Here is a 17,860-nt window from a genome sequence, read left to right as displayed (position 1 = left end):
CAGCCCAAAGGACGCTTCATGTCCAACCCTTACCGCGAAATCTTCCGTGCGCCGGGAACCCGGGGATTCGCCGCCGCCGGGTTCGTGGCCCGTCTTCCGATCGCCATGGCGCCGATCGGCATCGTGACCATGCTGTCCCAGACCCACGGTGAATTCTGGCTCGCCGGAGCCGTCGCCGCCGCCTTCACTCTCACCAACGCCTTCGCCGCCCCGCAGATATCGCGCCTGGTCGACCGCTTCGGCCAGAGCCGCCTTCTCACGCCGACGGCGGCGGTGTCCGTTCTGGCCTTCGCGGGCTTGTTGCTGGCCACCCGGTTGGACTGGCCGACCTGGACCCTGTTCGCCACGGCACTGCTCGCCGCGGTCATGCCCAGCATCCCGGCGATGGTGCGGGCGCGCTGGACCGAGATCTTTCGCGGCCGGCCGGAGCTGAACACCGCCTTCGCCTTCGAATCGGTTGCCGACGAACTGGTCTACATCGCCGGAAGCTCGCTCTCGGTCGGCCTGGGCGTGGCCCTGTTTCCCGAAGCGGGGCTTCTGGCATCCACCGTCTTCCTCGCCGTCGGTATGGCCGCTTTCGTGCTCCAGCGCGGTACCGAGCCGAAGGTCAGGGTGGCGGGATCGAGCACGCGAAGACCCGCCATCGCATTGCGGCCGGTCCAGCTCGTCACCGCCGCATTGGTGTTTGTGGGTGCGCTCTTCGCCACTGCCGAGGTCAGCACCATCGCGCTTACCAGGGAGCTCGGCCAGCCGGGCGCGGCGAGTCTGGTGATCGGCGTCTACGCGATGGGCTCCTTCGTCGTCGGCTTGATCATGGGGGCGCTGAAACTGAAGCTTTCCCTGCAGCGCCAGCTGCTGGTGGCGCTGGCCGTGGTCCTGCTGACCACCTTGCCGCTGCTGCTGGTCGGCAGCGTGCCGGCGCTGGCCGCGGCGATCTTTCTCAGCGGCGTGGCGATCTCGCCGACCTTCATCACCGCATTTGGCCTGATCGAGCGGCGCGTGCCGCCGGAGGTGCTGACCGAAGGCGTGACCTGGGTGATGACGGGCATCGGCATCGGCATGGCGCTGGGCGCCTTCGTGTCGGGTTGGGTGGTCGACACCTTCGGTGCGCAGAACGGCTTCTGGGTATCGGTGGCCTCGGCGAGTGCGGCCTTGCTCATCGTCGTCCTGGGACAGCGCGTCCTGGGCGAAGATCGAACCGGCGCCGCGAAAGCCATGACGGTTCGGGCGTAGCGCAAAAGCTCACCTCGGGCACGTTGCGAGGTCCGGTCGACCTGCTTGCAAGGACGGATCTGCACCGCTCGAGGCCGGCGTCCGGCGCGAGAGCTCGACGACGAAGCTGCAAGGCGAGCGGCTTACGGACTGCCGCATGGCTCCAGTCCGAAGACCAGGCCGGAAGGATATCCGCTCTCCGGGTCTGTCGCGTCAGATGTCGTTTCCCCTTTCGGACGTGGCTGGCACTTTCCGAGGAAGGAGAGCGCCATTCCGGGCACACTTGCACATATAAACATGTCTTTATATCTGCCTTGACAGGGCGCGTTTGCAGGCGCATTCAAGGCGGGTCGAGGTTCTCCGCGCCGCTCTGCGGGACGGAGCTAAGACGGGAAGCCGGTGAGGCGTGAAGCCAAGGCCGGCGCTGCCCCCGCAACTGTAAGCGGCGAGTGGCGGTCCCTGACTGGGTCACTGGCGGCGCGTCCGCCGGGAAGGCCGGGGCCGGCATGATGACCCGCGAGCCAGGAGACCTGCCTCGTCGCGATAACGTCCTTCCGGCGGGGTGTCCGGGCAGGCCGCACGCAGGGCCGTGCCCGGACTCCGTGTTCGTGCCCGTACCCTGCTCGCGTCCCGTCCGGTCGGCCCGCCCCAATCGGGGTAGAAGAAATGACCGTCACCGTCGCCACTCTGGGCTTTCCGCGCATCGGCCCGCGCCGCGAACTGAAGTTCGCACTCGAATCCTTCTGGGCCGGCCGATCGGGCGAAGCCGAACTGATTGAAGCCGCCTCGGCACTGCGCGCTGCCGCCTGGGCTCGCCAGAATGCGCTCGGCGTGGACCATATCCCGTCGGGCGATTTCTCTTTCTACGACCATGTCCTCGACACGAGCGCCATGTTGGGCGCCGTGCCGGACCGCTATGGCTGGAACGCAGAGAGCGTCGATCTCGCGACCTATTTCGCCATGGCCCGCGGCACGCAGGGAGACGGTGCGGCGGGCAGCAGCCGGGCCGCCGGTCATACGGCGCAGGAAATGACGAAGTGGTTCGACACCAATTACCATTACATGGTGCCGGAGCTGGCGGCCGGGCAGACTCTCCGCCTGGCCTCGACCAAGGCGGTCGACGCTTATCGTGAGGCAAAGGCGCTGGGATTCGAGACTCGCCCCGTCCTGCTTGGACCGGTGACCTGGCTCAGCCTGGCCAAGGGGCAGGGCGCCGATCCTTTCGATTTCCTCGACGATGCACTCGTCATCTATTGCCAAGTCCTCGATCGGCTGCGCGAGGCCGGCGCCGCCTGGGTGCAGATCGACGAACCGGTGCTCGTGCTCGACCTCGATGCGCGACAGCGCGCCGCCGTCACCCGCGCTTATGCGCGCTTCGCCCGACGCGGGCCGAAAGTGATGCTGGCCACCTATTTCGGCGGATTGGGCGACAATCTCGCTCTCGCGACGTCGCTGCCGGTCGCGGGCTTGCACGTCGATCTGGTGCGGGCGCCCGAGCAACTCGCCCGGATCGTCAAGTCGGCAAGCAAGGATCTTTGCCTCTCGCTCGGCGTGATCGACGGCCGCAACGTCTGGCGTGCCGACCTTGAATCGCTGCTCGATCGGCTCGAGCCGGTGTCGAAGGTTCGCGACCTGATCCTTGCCCCCTCCTGCTCGCTGTTGCACACGCCGATCGATCTGGGGCTGGAAAGGGATCTCGAGCCCGAAATCGCCCAATGGCTCGCCTGTGCCGTGCAGAAGGTCGAGGAACTGGCGATCCTGAAGGCGGCATTGAACAACGGCCGCCATATCGTTGCAGAGGCCTTGGACGCGTCGTCGAAAGCGGCGGCGACGCGCCGCTCCTCGGTTCGCATTCATGATGCCGCCGTGGCGGCGCGCCTGGCTGCCGCCACCCCGGACATGGCGTCCCGCCGGTCGCCGTTTCCGGCGCGGGCCGCGCGGCAGAAGGATCGCCTCGCACTTCCCGACTTCCCGACCACCACGATCGGCTCCTTTCCGCAAACCGAAGCCGTGCGGTCGGCCCGCGCGCGATTCAATCGCGGCGAGATCAGCGACGATGCCTATTTGGATTTCCTGCGCGACGAGACCCGGCAGGCAATACGCTGGCAGGAGGAGGTTGGCCTGGACGTGCTGGTCCATGGCGAGTTCGAGCGCAACGACATGGTGCAATATTTCGGCGAGCGGCTTTCCGGGTTCGCCTGTACGAAGAACGCCTGGGTGCAAAGCTATGGCTCGCGCTGCGTTCGCCCGCCGATCCTCTATGGCGACGTGTCGCGACCCAAGGCGATGACGGTCGACTGGTGGCGCTTCGCGCAGGACCAGACCGACCGACCCATGAAGGGCATGCTGACCGGGCCCGTGACCATCCTCAACTGGTCGTTCGTCCGCGACGACCAGCCGCGGGAGGAGACCTGCCGGCAGATCGCACTGGCTATCAGGGACGAGGTCGTCGATCTGGAAGCGGCCGGCGCGAAGGTGATCCAGATCGACGAGGCGGCGCTGCGCGAGGGCCTGCCGCTGCGCCGCAGGGATTGGGCGCATTATCTCGACTGGGCCGTGGAATGCTTCCGCCTGGCGGCGTCGGGAGTCGCCGACGAGACGCAGATCCACACGCATATGTGCTATTCCGAGTTCAACGATATCCTGCCGTCGATCGGGGCAATGGACGCCGACGTGATTTCGATCGAGACGGCGCGTTCGCGGATGGAACTGATCCAGGCGTTCGCCGACTACGAATATCCGAACGAGATAGGCCCCGGCGTGTACGACATTCACGCGCCGCGCATTCCGCATCCCGAAGAGATGACGGCGTTGCTCAAGCTGGCCTGCGCACATCTTCCGGCGGAGAGGCTCTGGGTGAATCCCGATTGCGGCCTCAAGACCCGCAAGTGGGAGGACGTTCGTCCGGCGCTTGTCAACATGGTCGCGGCCGCCCACGCACTGCGGCAGGCTGGTTCATGAGCCGCGACGCGATGCCCGACGGCGTGCCGGTCATCCGGCTCACCGCCGTTCCGGCCGACACCAACGTCTATGGGGACATTTTCGGCGGTTGGCTGATGGCGCAGATGGACCTGGCCGCCTCGTCGGTGGCGTCGCGCCATTCGGGCGGCCGGGCGGTGACGATCGCGGTTGAAGGCATGACCTTCTACCGCCCGGTCTTCGTCGGTGACGAGGTTTCGGTGTTCGCGACGCTCGAGAAGGTCGGGCGGACCTCGATGTCGATCGCTGCGGAGACATGGCGCCGTGATCGCCACACCGACGAAGCCTATCTGGTGACCAGGGCCAGCTTCGTCTTCGTCGCTATCGGGCAGGACCGGCGGCCTCGATCGGTGCCGCAGCTTCTTCCTCCAGAGTCTCGAAGGTCGAACTGATGGGGCAGCCCGAGCCCCGGCGTCATGCGCGGGCCAAAACCGCTTGCGGCCCGAGTCGCGCGGCTCGCCGGATGGGATCGCCGCCCAAATCTCGTCTTGGACCGGTCCGAAGCGACGGGAACGGCCGGCCCTCGCTATTCGGCTAGGCGGGCCGCTGGCTCGCGCCGCTCGCGCCCGCACCCGGGGCTCGAGAATTCAGGGCCGCCAAAGCGCTTGAGGCGCCATCTTGGTTGCGTCGGCAGGCGGGATCGTGCGTATCGTGGCGGCATATTCCGCGGTCAGGACGAGAATCCAGAATTCGGTTCCCGCCCAGACTCCCGTGGCAGCGGCCTTGACGATGCCGAAGCCGAGAAAAGCCAGACTGAGCATTCGAAAGAACATGAAGCTGGTTGTCGGATGGTCCGCCCGTTGAGACGCGGTGATCATCATCAGGACGCTCATGCCGCCCCACAGGATGGACGAAAACAGCGTCTCCGCGCGGTAGAATCCATCCAGCGCTGCGATGAACCAGAACAGGCGCGAGACCGCGAACTGGCTTTGCCGCGTGAGCTGGCAAAGCTTGATGATTGGCGGGACGAAGAGCGTGCTGCCGATCCAAAGATCGAGCTTGGCGAAGAGCATGGAGCCGTCATAGGACCGCACTCGACCCGGTTCTACCCTCCGGCCGCGGGAAGGCCCGGGCGGACGGACGATTCATGCCGAACGTGACACGCCGCGCGCTTGCCTGCCCTCACGGCCATCCGCTCTGGAATACTGACGCCCGAGGCTCACCGCCTCGTCGGCAGGCTCAGCCCGAACCTTCGTTCGCTTCTCGGTTCCCCTACTGCGACGATCGGGTCCGACCCGCAGGCGGCGCGCAGCGCTTTCACGCCCTCGTCCGCCGCATCGACGCCGCGGGGACCGCTCCACACCACGCGCTCGCCTATGCGGGCGCTGGGGCCGCCATAGGATTCGGAGCCCCGGGGATCGGTCACGACCATATAGCCGTCCTCGTCCACTCCCAGCTCGACATCCCGTCCGAACAGGACCAGCGGCTCGCCGGCGCCGTGTTCCTGCATTCGGAAACATCCGTCGCGCAGGATGAGGCGCCCGCTGAGCGCGGCTGACAGAACGACGCCTGGCGCTCGATCCTGCCGCGCGAACACCCGCACCAGCGGAGCCAAAGCAGGGTCGACCGATCGTGCGTTGGGCGCCGGCGGGAAGTGCAGGCGAACGCGCTCGGGCAGGATCCAGCCTTCGCGGGCGGCGATGGCGCGGTAGCCGGCCTCGTCGATGATCATGTCGAACTGGACCATGCCGTCAAATTCGTTGACCGATCCGGCCCCCAGGATGCGGTGTGGCTCGAAGCGCGCCAGCCATTCGTCGAACAGCGGCTGGAGCTCCTCTCTCGGCACGCCACCCTCGGCGGCGGCGAATCGCCTGTCGGAGGTGAAGCGTGCCAGCGTCGCCGTGGCGTTGCGGCGAAACTGGAAGGCGAAACGCGGATCGGGATCGCGAACGATCCGCATGCCGATATAATTGCCTTCCGCATGGGTCTTCAGGCGCCGATCCAGCGCCAGGGCGTCGCGGGTAGCCGCCTCGTCCGGATTCATCAGCAGCTCGGCCTCGGCGAGTGGAATGCCGCGCGTGCGCGCGATGCGCTGGGACTCGGACTCCATCCGGGCCGGCCGCGCCATGGAGGCGGTCGAGGGCGCCGCGCGTAGTACCGTAGCAAAGCCGGTGGGTTCGATACTGGCCGCGACCGGTGTCTCGGCATGGACGTTGGGCGACGGGCCGGGTGCGGACGCGCATGCCGCCACCGCCGGCAGCAGAACGGAGAGCCGTGCTAGAAGAACAATAGGGCGCCCATAGCTTATTCGGGCCATGCAATCTCCGAACACGACGTGCCGACAAGGGCGCAATGTCGCTGCTCTCCATGATCCTACATGAACATGGTCTGTTTGGCGCCATCGTGACGAAAGGACGGCGTGCAAACCGGCCGCTCGTCGGGATCGGCCATTCATGTTCACCGTTTGTTCTTGACTCTTTTCGAAAGAACGCCTAGACCGAAAGAGCCTGGGAAGCAGGCACGGCCGATTCTTTGACAGGGTGAGATCGATTGGATCTTTGCGGTCCGGTCAACGCTTGTTTGCGGGCGCAACGACGCGGGCGCGGGTCCATCCCGTTCCGCCGCGGCGTGGCTCGTGGAGTCTCACGCGCGCGCGCAGGCCCCCGCGCGTTAGGGTGTCAATTTCGTCAATTTCGCCTCTGCGGCCGGACAGCGTGCGCGCCCTGGCAAGCCGTTCGAACTTCCGCATCGCGGTGGCGCCGGATCGCCCGCACCGACAAGGGCCGGGCGCCCGCGAGCGCACCGGCCCGCCGTTCACCGGCCGTGCTCGCGGATCACCTCGTCGAGCGCGACATGGCCCTTGCAGGCGCCCGAGCCCGACGGCCGCTCTCCCGACTCGAGTGCCTTTGCGAACCGCACCGCCGGATCCGCGTCCATCCGCTCGCGCCAGGCGGCGAGCCGTGGCCACGTCTGGGCATCCGCCACTTGGTGGAAATCGAGCCAGCGTGCCACTCCGATGAGCAGGGCGTCGGCCAGGGTCGGGCGCTCTCCGACCAGATAGGTCGTGCCGTCGAGCATCGCCTCGAGCTTGTCGTGGCGCTCGATGACCCACTCCCGGCCGAACCGCCGAAGCGCTTCTTGGTAGGCTGGCTCGCCCGTCTCCATCTCCAGGGCTGTCCAGAGCGGCGCGAAGGCGCCGGTGAAGCCGCTGTTCACATAGCCCATCAGCTGGTGCATCCGGTCAGCCTCCGGCGAAAGGGGATCGAAGCTGATGCGCCTTCGCCTGTCCCGGGCTTCGAGCCAGGCGGCGATCGCCATCGTCTCGGTAAGCGGGCTGCCGTCGCTCGTGATGAGGACCGGCGTCTCGTGGCGCGCGTTGAGCCTGGCATAGGATGGGTCCCGCATCTCGCCGAGCATGTCGACGCGGCATAATCGATAAGGCTCACCCTGCCATTCCAGCGCGGCGACGAGACCCATCGAGCTTCCCTCCGGGAAGCCGTACAAGAGGATCGGTTCCAACGTTCATCTCCATGTTTTGATTGGTCGTGCTGCGCAGCCCGGTGGAAATGGGCGGCGGCGCGCCCCAAGTGAATAACGCACATTTCTGTAACCCTCGCTACGGAGCAGGCCGATGAAGGACCTTGTGTCCCGTTGTCCGATCGAAGAGGTGATGCGGGTCCTGAGCGGCCGCTGGCCTACCTTGCTGCTTTATTATCTGAAGGACGGGCCGAAGCGGTTCGGCGACCTCCGCCGCGACAATCCGACGGTCTCGCATCGCATGCTGTCGCTCGAGCTTCGCGAGCTCGAGGCCTGCGGCATCGTCGATCGGACGGAACATGGGGGCTACCCCCGGCACGTTACTTATGCGCTCACGGATGCGGGCCGAAAGCTGGTGCCTCTGATCGACGCGCTCGGCGACTGGTGGGTCCAGACGGAGGGGGATCGGGCGGCGGCGCCCGATCCCGCAGCCGGCTCCGCGCGCGACCTGCGGACGCTTCCCCTACAACCGGCGGAGCGATCCGCCGACACCGCTGCCTAGCGCTGTTCGCGGCTGAGTCGCGTCATCAGGATCGCCGCACGCTTCGCCTGGCGCGGAAGGCTGTCGAGGTCGATCCATTCTCCCGGCGCATGCGCGGCGCCGCCGGCGACGCCTAGCCCGGCGAGTACGTCGGCATCGGCGGCGACGAAGCTCGAATCGGCCGCGCCGCGCCGCGCCGGATCATATTCGGGCATCTCGGGCAGGCCGAGGTCCCGATTGACGGCGTTGAGCCGCGCGAGAAGGGCCCGATTCCCCTCCGTCGGCGCCATGGCCGGATAACCGTCCTCGGCGAAGACGAGCTCGGCGCTCGTATGGGGAAGGTGCTGGCCGACGATCGCCTGCATCCTTGCCCGGACCCGCTCTTCCTGCTCGGCCGAAAGGGTGCGGATGTCGCCGCGGGCGATCGCCGTCTCGGCGACGATGTTGGTCTTGCCCGCGGCGCTGATCCGAAGCCCTTGCTCGTCCATTTCGGCGGGCGTGCCGCCGCCGATCACCCCGACATTGTAGGTGAGGTTGGGCTCGGGCAGCTCGCGGCGGAACGTGTCGAGGATTCGCGCCATCTCGTAGATCGCGCCATAGCCCAGCCCCTCGCTGAAAACGCCGCTCGAATGGCCGCTTCGGCCGCTCGTGCGCAGCGTCCAGCTCGTCGAGCTGCGTCGGGCCACCGTGCCATATTCGGTGCCGTCGTCCCTCGCGAGATTCTCGAACTCCAACGCCACGTCCGCCTCGCGGCCCGCCTGGATCAGGTCCCGACGAGCTGTCTCCAGCGGCGATCCGGGCCGCTCCTCGTCGCCGGTGAGGACGACGCGGATGTCGGCGTCGTCCAGCGTCCCAGCCGCCTCCATCGCCCGCAGGGCCGCCACGATCACGACCAGCCCGCCTTTGTCGTCGCCGATGCCGGGCCCGGTGGCGCGGCCGCCCTCCCGCGCGAAATGCTGGAACGGCGAGTCCGGCTCGAACACTGTGTCGAGATGGCCGATCAGCAGCAGCTTCTTGCCGCGGCCATTGCCTCGATGCGTGGCGACGATATGCCCGGCGCGGCCTGTCTCGCTCATGTCGATCCATTCGACCTCGAAGCCGAGCGGTTCGAGCTCGGCGCGCATCATGCGGCCGACTGCCTCGACGCCGGGCAGGTTCAGCGTTCCGCTATTCTGATTGACCAGTCGCTCCAGCAGCTCGACCGAGCGCTGGCTTTCCTGCTCGACGACCTCGCTCATCCTCCGCTCAGCCGGGGTCAGTTCGGCGGACGCGGGTGCGGCAAGACCGAGGCAAAGGAAAGCGAGCAGAACGAGGGGCTTCATCGGCAGGGGACTCCTGTGGGGCGGCCTGACCCTTTCCTAGGGTGCGGCGAGCCATGTCAAGCCGAACGGGATTCGCCCCGGTGCGTTGGGCCAGCGAAAGGAGCGAGAATGATGACGCGCAAGCATCTCAAGCCCGACGAACAGCCGGCCGAGCTTCCCGACGATCTCGACGAGAATCCGGGCATCGGCCAGAGCTCGGGCATCTTCGCCCGCGCCGGGTCGAGGGAGTCCGTGCTGCTAGCGGGCGAAAATACGGTCGAAGGCGATGTCGAGAATGATGCATCGCTCGGCCAAGGTGCCGAATCCGACACGGGTCGGACCAACGGCTAGGAAAAGGTCGCCTCGTCGGCGGGAGCCCCGCCCCTCAGCGCCCGAACAGACTTCCGACTGCGAAGCTGTAGAAAATGCCGAGGCCGCCGGAGAACTGGTCGCGCGAGCCGAAGTTGCGGACGATTGGCGAATCGGCCGCGTCTCCGATCAGCCGGTCGTAGCCTGCATAGCCGTACAGGCCCCAGTTGGGGTCGAGCATGTAGGTGAGACCGGCCACCGCGCCGACCGCATGGAAGCCGCCGCCGGCATCGTAGGCCGGCAGTCCGGTCGTTGCCGCCACCGCGGGCGTGACGCTGAAATAGGCATCCTGATAATTGTCGTCGGAGATCCGCGCGCGCGGGCCGATCGAGAAGACGTAAGTGTCGCGATCGCGCAGCACGAAGTCGGCGGAAAGGTCGCCGATCCAGCCTTCATGTCCGCCGAGGCCGCGACGGCCTTCGGCCCGAAGCCGAAAATTCTCGCCGAGGAACAGCTCGGCAAAGGCGCCCGCCTCCACGGTGAAGCCGACATTGCCGACCGCCGCGCCGACGTCCTTTTCCTTGCGCTTCCCTTGGAAAGCGATCGATGGACCGAAGTTGAACACGCGGTCGCTACCGAGGACGCCGAAGCCCCAGCCTTCGTCGGGAGCCTCGAACGTGAGCGGTGCGCCTTCCCGGCGCAGGTCGACGATGGGCAACGGGTTGAGGCCGAGATCCTCGCTGCCGGGATATTTGGGATAAAGCTGCGCGCCCGCGCCGAGACTGACGATCCAGCCGCGTTCGTCCTGGGCCACGGCCGGCGCCGCGGGAAGGACTGCGAGGACCACGGCCAAAGCGGCGGCGGCATAGAGGGTGTGGCTTTGCTTCATGGCGCGGCGAACGAACTGAGCCGAACTTCGTTGCGGCTGCAATATTAAAATCGCTTCGCTCGCTTTCGACCCGATTGGCAGGGCAACGGCTCGCGTTGCGGCGAGGCGGGATCGCCGCGCCGGATCGGCGAGAGCCTGCCCCGTCTATGACGTACGCAACGCCGCTCGACCATCGAGACACTTATTGTGACTGGGACGATGCGCTGTACCGCTATGCCGACCGGAACGTGTATCAGTTGGATCCGCAGACGCGGCGGATCGAGCAGATCATTTCGCTCCTTGCCCAGCTCGAGCGCGTTGGAGTGGGTGGGATTCCTGGAGGGACGGAAATGTCCAAGCTGAAGGTCCTCGCCTTGTGCCTCTTGTCGCTGCCGGTCGCGGCGTGCGGCGGCGAAGCGGGCAATCGGGTCGACAATCTATCCGCCGAAGGCGAGGCGGCGAAGGAGGAACGGCCGGTCGCCGACAGCCGCAGCATCGGCGAAGCGCTCGAAGGGTCGGCCGATCATGTCGCCTTCGTCGGTGCCCTGAGGACCGCAGGCCTGTTCGAGATTTTCCGCCGGGGAGGACCTTATACCGTCTTCGCGCCCGTCGAAGCGGCTTTCCAGGCGGCGCCGCAGGCGGTGCGCAACCGTGTGGAATCGGCGCAACAGCACGAGCGGGCGGTCACCTTGCTGAGCTATCACATCGTCCCCGGCACCGTGAGGGCGGAGGATATCGGCCGCGCCATCCGAAACGCGCCGGAGGGCCGGGCCGAGCTCGCCACCGTCACCGGAGCCAATCTCACGCTCACGCGCGAGGGCGAGACGATCCTGATCACCGACGGCGGCGGAGGCCAGGCCCGCATCACCCGCGCCGACCAGCTCTTCTCGAACGGAGTCGTGCACAGCATCGACTCCCTGCTGGTACCGGCGGGCTGAGGGGCCATGGAAAAGTCCGAAGTTCGGCGGCGCGGCGAACTGAGGAAAGCCGCGACCTCCCCATCTATGCCACCCAGGGTGGCAGGGATCCCGGGCAATGAGGGGAGCGGTCGCACCGAACGGCGTTATGAACCGACCGCCTTTCCCATGCTGATCCGTTCCTCGACCGCATAGCCGAGGTCGCGATAGAAGCCGACGACCGCTTCGTTCGTCGCGCGCACCTGCAGGTTGATCTTGGTGCATCCGATCTTCGCCAGCCGCTCTTCCGCTTCGCCGATGAGCGTCCGGCCTATTCCGCGGCGCCGGTGCGATCGCCGGACCGCGACGGCGTAGAGCCAGCCCCTATGACCGTCATAGCCGGCCATCACCGTTCCGACGACCGCGCCATCCTCCGTCGCGACCAGAAGCAGATCGGGCTGGAAGGCGAGCTTCGCCGGAATCGCCACTGCCGCCCGGTTGCGCGGCGGATCGTCGGGAAACGCCTCGCGCCACAGCGCATCGACCTGCGTTTCCATCTCGGGCCGATAGGCCTCGACCCGAATCATCGCCGCGAGCCTTTCTGCGGCAGCATCGGAGTCATTCGAACTCCAGTATCACCGCATCCACGGCCAGGCTGTCGCCCGGCTTCGCGTTCACCTTCCGGACCTTGCCGGCTTTTTCGGCGCGCAGGATATTCTCCATCTTCATCGCCTCGACGACGGCGAGCGGCTGGCCCGCTTCGACCGGATCGCCTTCGCCGACGTGCAAGGCGGTGAGCAGGCCGGGCATCGGGCAGATCAGATATTTGGAAAGGTCGGGCGGCACCTTCTCGATCATGTAGCGGCTCAATGCCGCGACGTGCTCGGGCAGGACGTCCGCGAGATGGGAGGCACCGCGGGTGGTGAGCCGCCACTGCCGGCCGCGGCGAGCGATGGCGACGGTGAGGGCGCGCCCGTCGATCGTGCCGCGGAACCGCGCCTGTCCGGGCTGCCACCGCCCGACCAGTTCCTTCGCCTCTGCCGCGTCGAGGAAGGCGAGCAGCCCACCTTCATAAGGCTCGAAACGCACCCGATGCTCCGTCCCCGCGATCCGGACCACCCGAAGGTCGGGCGCTGGGACGGGGCCGTTGAGCTGGCCCGAGACCGCACAGGCGCGCCGGTCGGTCTCGTGTCCGGCAAGCGCGGCGACGATCGCCAGGTCGGCGATCAGGCCCTCGTCCGCCGGTGCGCCGGCAAAGCCTTCCGGATATTCCTCGGCGATGAAGCCGGTGGTGAGCGCGCCGGCGCGGAAGCGCGGGTGCTGCATCAGCGCCGAGAGGAAATCGACATTGTGTCCGATGCCCTCGATCAGGAAGGAATCGAGCGCCTCGATCTGGCGATCGATCGCCGCCTCGCGCGTGTCGCCATAAGTGATCAGCTTGGCGATCATCGGGTCGTAGAACATCGACACTTCGCCGCCCTCGGCGACGCCGTCGTCGACGCGGACGTGCTCGCTCTCGCGCGGCGGGCGGTAGCGCACCAGCCGCCCGGTCGAGGGCAGGAAGCCGCGATAGGGATCCTCGGCATAGACCCGGCTTTCCACCGACCAGCCGCTCAGCTTCACATCGTCCTGGCCGAACCCCAGGGCCTCGCCGGCGGCGACCCGGATCATCTGCTCGACGAGATCGAGGCCGGTCACCTTTTCGGTCACCGGATGCTCGACCTGGAGCCGCGTGTTCATCTCGAGGAAGTAGAAGCTGCGATCGGCGCCGGCGATGAACTCGACCGTGCCGGCACTATGGTATCCCACCGTGCGCGCGAGGGCGACCGCTTGCTCGCCCATCGCCTTGCGCATCTCCGGCGTGACGAAGGGGGAGGGGGCTTCTTCAACCACCTTCTGGTGGCGGCGCTGGACCGAGCACTCCCGCTCGCCGAGATAGAGGATATTGCCCTGCTTGTCGCCGAGCACCTGGATCTCGATGTGGCGCGGGCTCTCGATGAACTTCTCGATGAGGATTCGGTCGTCGCCGAAACTCGACAGGCCTTCGCGCCGGACGCTGTCGAACGTCTCCAGAACGTCTTTTTCGGACCAGGCGAGACGCATGCCCTTGCCGCCGCCGCCCGCCGAGGCCTTCATCATCACCGGATAGCCGATGCCGTTGGCGATCTCGACGGCGTGGCCGGTGTCCCTGATCTCGCCGATATAGCCGGGAACGACGCTCACCCCGGCGCCCTGGGCGAGCTTTTTCGACTCGATCTTGTCGCCCATCGCGGCGATCGCTTCCGCCGGCGGGCCGATGAAGGCGATGTCGGCCTCGGCCAAGGCGCGGGCGAAGCTCTCGCGTTCGGACAGGAAGCCGTAGCCCGGATGCACCGCCTGCGATCCGGTCGCCCGGCAGGCGTCGAGTATCAGCTCGGCATTGAGATAGGATTCGGACGCCGGCGCGGGCCCCAGCCGGACACTCTCGTCGGCGAGCTTCACGTGCGGCGCGCGGGCGTCCGCGTCTGAATAGACGGCGACCGTGGCGATGCCCATCCGGCGCGCGGTCCGGATGACCCGGCAGGCGATCTCGCCCCGATTGGCGATCAGGATCTTCGAGAACATGGCGCCTTGTAGCCCGGACGTGGGCGCGGTCCAGCCCCTGCCTAGCGCGACAGGAGATCGCTGCGAAGCTGGTCCGTCCGCTCGCGCGTGACTCGGGCCCGGCAGCCATTGAACAGCATCGGTTCCAGGCTGCCGCCGCGCGCTCCATAGCCGACCGCGATGCAATGCGCGTCGCGGAAGGTGATCCAGGCCCGTTGCGCCTCGCGCAGGCGGGTCTCGCCGGAAACCCTGCCGTCAGCGGCCGGTCCGAACGCCATGTCGGCCCGCCGCACCGCCTCGATCACCTCCGGCCACAGACGGTTGAGCGCATCGTCGGCCCGCTCGAAATCGGTCGAGGCGCACAGGTTCATCTCGGCCTGCGTCTGGGGATCGTCGCAATTGCGGGGCCCGCCCGCCGCCTGCGCCGCGGTGAGCATGGCCGCGCCTGCCATCAGAGCGGCGATCATGACGTCGACCTCGCCTTCATTCGGCCGCAACCGCCGTCGGCTCGACGTCGACCTTTTCGACCATGGGCTTGAGGCCGAGCCTCTCGAACAGGGCCGCGTCGGCATCGGCGCCGGCATTGCTGCTGGTGAGCAGCCTGTCGCCGGTGAAGATCGAATTGGCGCCCGCGAGGAAGCAGAGCGCCTGCGCCGTTTCGCTCAGGCTCTCGCGGCCTCCCGACAGCCGGACCATCGAGCGCGGCATCAGGATTCGCGCGACGGCGACGGTTCGGACGAACTCGATATCGTCGATCTTCGCGAGCGGCGTGTCGGCGAGCATATCGCCGAGCACCGTTCCCCGGATCGGAATCAAGGCGTTGATCGGCACGCTCTCCGGATGGGCCGGCAGGGTCGCCAGCGCGTGCAGGAAACCGACCCGATCCTCTCGGCTCTCGCCCATGCCGACGATCCCGCCGCAGCAGACCGCCATGCCCGACGCGCGGACCTGCTCGAGCGTGTCGAGCCGTTCCTGATAGGTGCGGGTCGTGATGATCTCGCCATAATATTCCGGCGAGGTATCGAGATTGTGATTGTAATAGTCGAGACCGGCCGCGGCGAGCCGATCCGCCTGGTCGCGGGTCAGCATGCCCAGGGTCATGCAGGTCTCGAGCCCGAGCGCCTTCACGCCGGCGACCATCTCGCACAAGGCGTCCATGTCGCGCTCCTTGGGCTCGCGCCAGGCCGCGCCCATGCAGAAGCGGCCCGAACCGGCAGCCTTGGCTTGCGCCGCCGCCGCCAGCACCGCAGCGGCGTCCATCAGTTTCTCGGCCTTGAGCCCGCTCTTCGCATGGGCCGACTGGCTGCAATAGCCGCAATCCTCGGGGCAGCCGCCGGTCTTTATCGACAGCAGGGTCGAGAGCTGGACCTCGTTGCGCGGGTGGAACTCGCGATGGATGCGCTGCGCCTCGAACAGGAGGTCGAGCAAGGGCAGGTCGAACAGCGCCCTTATCTCTTCCCGGGTCCAGTCGCGCCGGGGGCCCTCCGCGCCAGGGGAAGGGCTGGAGGTGGGGGCACGCGTCGCGGGCGCGTCGATATCGGTGACAAGGTTCATTCGGCAGCCTCTTCCAATGGCGGCATGTTGTGCCCGAGCAGCTTCAGCACCTCGCCGGCCGCCTCGACCAGGTTGGTGCCGGGTCCGAAGATCGCCTGCACGCCCGCCTCGCGCAGCATCTCATAATCCTGGGCGGGAATGACTCCGCCCACGACGACCTTGATGTCGGCGCGGCCCATGTCGCGCAGGTGACCGATCAGCTCGGGCACCAGGGTTTTGTGGCCGGCGGCGAGGCTGGAAGCGCCGACGATGTCGACGTTCCTTTCGATCGCCATCTCCGCGCTTTCCCGCGGCGTCTGGAACAGCGGCCCCGGCACGACCTCGAAGCCGAGGTCGGCAAAAGCGGAGGCCACCAGATTGGCGCCGCGGTCGTGACCGTCCTGGCCCATCTTGGCGACCAGGAGGCGCGGCTTGCGCCCGAGCCGTCGGCCGACAGCGGCCACGCCCTCTTCGGCCCGCGTCCAGGACGGGTCGCCGGCATAGGCGCCGCCATAGATGCCGCGCACCGGTTCGGGCGTCGTGCCGTAGCGGCCGAACACCTCCTCCAGTGCGGCCGAGATTTCGCCCAGGGTGCAGCGGGCACGGGCGGCGCGGACGGAGAGGTCGAGCAGGTTGGCCCCGCCGCGCGCACCCTCGCGCAGCGCGTCCAGGGCGGCCTGTGCCGCCTCGGCATCGCGCCCGGCGCGGACCCGCTCGAGACGCTCGATCTGGCCGGCCCGGACCCGGGCATTGTCGATCTCGAGAATGTCGAGAGCCGCTTCCTCGCCGAGACGGTAGCGATTGACCCCGACGATCACCGCCTCGCCGCGGTCGACCTTGGCGGCGCGGGCCGCGGCGGCTTCCTCGATGCGCCTCTTGGGCATGCCCTCGGCCACGGCGCCGGTCATTCCGCCGAGCCCTTCGACCTCCTCGATGAGCGCCCACGCCTGCTCGGCCAGCGCATCGGTGAGCGCCTCGACATAATAGGACCCGCCGAGCGGATCGGCGACATTGGCGATGCCGGTCTCCTCGGCGAGCACCAGCTGCGTGTTGCGGGCAATGCGCGCGGAGAAGTCGGTCGGAAGCGCGATGGCCTCGTCGAAGCTGTTGGTGTGCAGCGATTGGGTGCCGCCAAGCACCGCGGCCATCGCCTCGATCGTCGTGCGGATGATGTTGTTGTACGGGTCCTGCTCGGTCAGGCTGACGCCGGAGGTCTGGCAGTGCGTGCGCAGCATCTTCGATTTGGGGTTCTGCGCCCCGAACCCTTCCATGATGCGGTGCCACAGCAGCCGCGCCGCGCGAAGCTTCGCCACCTCCATGAAGAAGTTCATGCCGATGCCGAAGAAGAAGGAGAGGCGCGGGGCGAAGGCGTCGACGTCGAGCCCCTTCGCCTGCGCGGCGCGGACATATTCCATCCCATCGGCGAGCGTGAAGGCGAGCTCCTGCACCGCCGTCGCACCGGCCTCGTGCATGTGATAGCCGCTGATCGAGATCGAGTTGAACCGCGGCATGTTGGCCGCGCAATAGGTGATCACGTCGGCGACGATCCGCATCGAGGGGGTCGGCGGATAGATATAGGTGTTGCGGACCGCGAACTCCTTGAGGATGTCGTTCTGGATGGTGCCGGCCAGCTTCGCCGGCTCCACCCCCTGCTCCTCGGCGGCGACGATGTAGAAGGCCATGACCGGCAGCACCGCGCCGTTCATCGTCATGCTGACCGACATCTCGTCCAAGGGGATGCCGTCGAACAGGATCTTCATGTCGTCGACCGTGTCGATCGCCACGCCCGCCTTGCCGACGTCGCCGACGACGCGCGGATGGTCGCTGTCATAGCCGCGGTGGGTGGCGAGATCGAACGCGACCGACAGGCCCTTCTGCCCGGCGGCGAGATTGCGCCGGTAGAAGGCGTTCGATTCCTCGGCCGTCGAGAAGCCTGCATATTGGCGGATCGTCCAGGGCCGGCCGGTATACATGGAAGCATAGGGCCCGCGCGTATAAGGCGCGAAGCCCGGCAGGCCGGAATCGAGCCCGGCCGCATCCTCGGCCGTATAGACCGGCTGGACATTGATGCCTTCCGGCGTGCGCCAGGTGAGGTCCTTGCCCTTCACCTCCTTGCCGGCGGCCGCCTTCCAGTCCTCGATCGTGGGTTTGTTCTCAGCCATTCCATTCCACGTGTCCCGGCATCGGCCGGGACCCACCTTCCGAGATCGAAATCCGGTCC

16 protein-coding genes and 1 riboswitch are annotated in these 17,860 nt (G+C 67.3%); of the genes, 6 read left to right on the top strand and 10 right to left on the bottom strand.

Going from position 1 to position 17,860, the window contains the following annotated elements; all coding sequences use genetic code 11:
- Positions 1–18: 18 nt before the first annotated feature.
- The 3 genes from EKM57_RS14960 (at position 19) to EKM57_RS14950 (ending at position 4,583) form a co-directional block, all read left to right on the top strand.
- Positions 19–1,233, top strand: a complete 1,215-nt coding sequence (locus tag EKM57_RS14960; RefSeq protein WP_129793327.1) for an MFS transporter — start codon at positions 19–21, stop codon at positions 1,231–1,233.
- A 315-nt stretch (positions 1,234–1,548) separates the two neighbouring features.
- A riboswitch (cobalamin riboswitch) is annotated at positions 1,549–1,765 on the top strand.
- Positions 1,766–1,878: 113 nt separating this feature from the next.
- Complete coding sequence (gene metE, locus EKM57_RS14955; RefSeq protein WP_129793326.1) at positions 1,879–4,173, top strand: 5-methyltetrahydropteroyltriglutamate--homocysteine S-methyltransferase; 2,295 nt, start codon at positions 1,879–1,881, stop codon at positions 4,171–4,173.
- Entirely contained in the window at positions 4,170–4,583 is a 414-nt protein-coding gene (locus EKM57_RS14950) for an acyl-CoA thioesterase (RefSeq protein WP_129793325.1), read from the top strand. The genes metE and EKM57_RS14950 overlap by 4 nt, the downstream gene beginning before the upstream one ends.
- 195 nt (positions 4,584–4,778) lie before the next feature.
- Here the strand turns inward: EKM57_RS14950 and EKM57_RS14945 are convergent, their stop codons facing one another.
- The 3 genes from EKM57_RS14945 to EKM57_RS14935 all read right to left on the bottom strand — a co-directional run bounded on the left by EKM57_RS14945 (position 4,779) and on the right by EKM57_RS14935 (position 7,650).
- Positions 4,779–5,204, bottom strand: a complete 426-nt coding sequence (locus EKM57_RS14945; RefSeq protein WP_129793324.1) for a hypothetical protein — start codon at positions 5,202–5,204, stop codon at positions 4,779–4,781.
- Positions 5,205–5,350: 146 nt separating this feature from the next.
- On the bottom strand, positions 5,351–6,259 hold the full coding sequence (locus tag EKM57_RS14940) for a hypothetical protein (protein ID WP_206185452.1): 909 nt from the start codon (positions 6,257–6,259) through the stop codon (positions 5,351–5,353).
- Positions 6,260–6,945: 686 nt separating this feature from the next.
- Complete coding sequence (locus tag EKM57_RS14935) at positions 6,946–7,650, bottom strand: glutathione S-transferase family protein (RefSeq protein ID WP_129793322.1); 705 nt, start codon at positions 7,648–7,650, stop codon at positions 6,946–6,948.
- A gap of 112 nt (positions 7,651–7,762) precedes the next feature.
- Between EKM57_RS14935 and EKM57_RS14930 the strand changes: the two genes are divergently transcribed.
- On the top strand, positions 7,763–8,170 hold the full coding sequence (locus EKM57_RS14930; RefSeq protein WP_129793321.1) for a helix-turn-helix domain-containing protein: 408 nt from the start codon (positions 7,763–7,765) through the stop codon (positions 8,168–8,170).
- Here EKM57_RS14930 and EKM57_RS14925 read toward each other — a convergent pair.
- Positions 8,167–9,471, bottom strand: coding sequence for a M20/M25/M40 family metallo-hydrolase (locus EKM57_RS14925; protein WP_129793320.1), 1,305 nt, complete (start codon positions 9,469–9,471; stop codon positions 8,167–8,169). The two genes, EKM57_RS14930 and EKM57_RS14925, sit on opposite strands and share 4 nt — an antisense overlap.
- Before the next feature lie 108 nt (positions 9,472–9,579).
- Between EKM57_RS14925 and EKM57_RS14920 the strand changes: the two genes are divergently transcribed.
- Entirely contained in the window at positions 9,580–9,801 is a 222-nt protein-coding gene (locus EKM57_RS14920) for a hypothetical protein (protein WP_129793319.1), read from the top strand.
- Between the two features lie 34 nt (positions 9,802–9,835).
- Here the strand turns inward: EKM57_RS14920 and EKM57_RS14915 are convergent, their stop codons facing one another.
- Positions 9,836–10,648, bottom strand: a complete 813-nt coding sequence (locus tag EKM57_RS14915; protein ID WP_129793318.1) for a MipA/OmpV family protein — start codon at positions 10,646–10,648, stop codon at positions 9,836–9,838.
- A 146-nt stretch (positions 10,649–10,794) separates the two neighbouring features.
- Between EKM57_RS14915 and EKM57_RS14910 the strand changes: the two genes are divergently transcribed.
- The gene (locus EKM57_RS14910; RefSeq protein ID WP_129793317.1) at positions 10,795–11,565 is read left to right on the top strand and encodes a fasciclin domain-containing protein; all 771 of its coding nucleotides are present in this window, start codon (positions 10,795–10,797) and stop codon (positions 11,563–11,565) included.
- 125 nt (positions 11,566–11,690) lie between these two features.
- Here EKM57_RS14910 and EKM57_RS14905 read toward each other — a convergent pair whose 3' ends face one another.
- From EKM57_RS14905 to scpA, 5 genes are read right to left on the bottom strand one after another with little or no spacing between them, the layout of a single operon-like run.
- The gene (locus EKM57_RS14905; RefSeq protein ID WP_129793316.1) at positions 11,691–12,110 is read right to left on the bottom strand and encodes a GNAT family acetyltransferase; all 420 of its coding nucleotides are present in this window, start codon (positions 12,108–12,110) and stop codon (positions 11,691–11,693) included.
- A 31-nt stretch (positions 12,111–12,141) separates the two neighbouring features.
- A complete protein-coding gene (locus tag EKM57_RS14900) occupies positions 12,142–14,127 on the bottom strand; it encodes an acetyl/propionyl/methylcrotonyl-CoA carboxylase subunit alpha (protein WP_129793315.1) in 1,986 nt (661 codons plus the stop codon).
- Between the two features lie 41 nt (positions 14,128–14,168).
- Complete coding sequence (locus tag EKM57_RS14895) at positions 14,169–14,558, bottom strand: lysozyme inhibitor LprI family protein (RefSeq protein ID WP_206185451.1); 390 nt, start codon at positions 14,556–14,558, stop codon at positions 14,169–14,171.
- A gap of 31 nt (positions 14,559–14,589) precedes the next feature.
- Entirely contained in the window at positions 14,590–15,660 is a 1,071-nt protein-coding gene (bioB, locus tag EKM57_RS14890) for a biotin synthase BioB (RefSeq protein WP_129793313.1), read from the bottom strand.
- Positions 15,657–17,801, bottom strand: coding sequence for a methylmalonyl-CoA mutase (gene scpA, locus EKM57_RS14885; RefSeq protein ID WP_129793312.1), 2,145 nt, complete (start codon positions 17,799–17,801; stop codon positions 15,657–15,659). The genes bioB and scpA overlap by 4 nt, the downstream gene beginning before the upstream one ends.
- Positions 17,802–17,860: the final 59 nt, after the last annotated feature.

The organism is Sphingosinicella sp. CPCC 101087 (assembly GCF_004151485.1).
Classification (GTDB): domain Bacteria; phylum Pseudomonadota; class Alphaproteobacteria; order Sphingomonadales; family Sphingomonadaceae; genus Allosphingosinicella.
Note: the sequence above shows the minus strand (reverse complement) of the source record. Positions and strands in the feature narration are given on the sequence as shown.

Coding starts and splice junctions, on each gene's coding strand:
- metE (WP_129793326.1), top strand. CDS start 1,879: ATGACCGTCACCGTCGCCACTCTGGGCTTTCCGCGCATCGGCCCGCGC.
- EKM57_RS14925 (WP_129793320.1), bottom strand. CDS start 9,471: ATGAAGCCCCTCGTTCTGCTCGCTTTCCTTTGCCTCGGTCTTGCCGCA.
- scpA (WP_129793312.1), bottom strand. CDS start 17,801: ATGGCTGAGAACAAACCCACGATCGAGGACTGGAAGGCGGCCGCCGGC.
- bioB (WP_129793313.1), bottom strand. CDS start 15,660: ATGAACCTTGTCACCGATATCGACGCGCCCGCGACGCGTGCCCCCACC.
- EKM57_RS14945 (WP_129793324.1), bottom strand. CDS start 5,204: ATGCTCTTCGCCAAGCTCGATCTTTGGATCGGCAGCACGCTCTTCGTC.
- EKM57_RS14915 (WP_129793318.1), bottom strand. CDS start 10,648: ATGAAGCAAAGCCACACCCTCTATGCCGCCGCCGCTTTGGCCGTGGTC.
- EKM57_RS14900 (WP_129793315.1), bottom strand. CDS start 14,127: ATGTTCTCGAAGATCCTGATCGCCAATCGGGGCGAGATCGCCTGCCGG.
- EKM57_RS14930 (WP_129793321.1), top strand. CDS start 7,763: ATGAAGGACCTTGTGTCCCGTTGTCCGATCGAAGAGGTGATGCGGGTC.
- EKM57_RS14905 (WP_129793316.1), bottom strand. CDS start 12,110: ATGATTCGGGTCGAGGCCTATCGGCCCGAGATGGAAACGCAGGTCGAT.
- EKM57_RS14920 (WP_129793319.1), top strand. CDS start 9,580: ATGATGACGCGCAAGCATCTCAAGCCCGACGAACAGCCGGCCGAGCTT.
- EKM57_RS14960 (WP_129793327.1), top strand. CDS start 19: ATGTCCAACCCTTACCGCGAAATCTTCCGTGCGCCGGGAACCCGGGGA.
- EKM57_RS14910 (WP_129793317.1), top strand. CDS start 10,795: ATGACGTACGCAACGCCGCTCGACCATCGAGACACTTATTGTGACTGG.
- EKM57_RS14895 (WP_206185451.1), bottom strand. CDS start 14,558: ATGGCAGGCGCGGCCATGCTCACCGCGGCGCAGGCGGCGGGCGGGCCC.
- EKM57_RS14950 (WP_129793325.1), top strand. CDS start 4,170: ATGAGCCGCGACGCGATGCCCGACGGCGTGCCGGTCATCCGGCTCACC.
- EKM57_RS14940 (WP_206185452.1), bottom strand. CDS start 6,259: ATGGCGCGGCCGGCCCGGATGGAGTCCGAGTCCCAGCGCATCGCGCGC.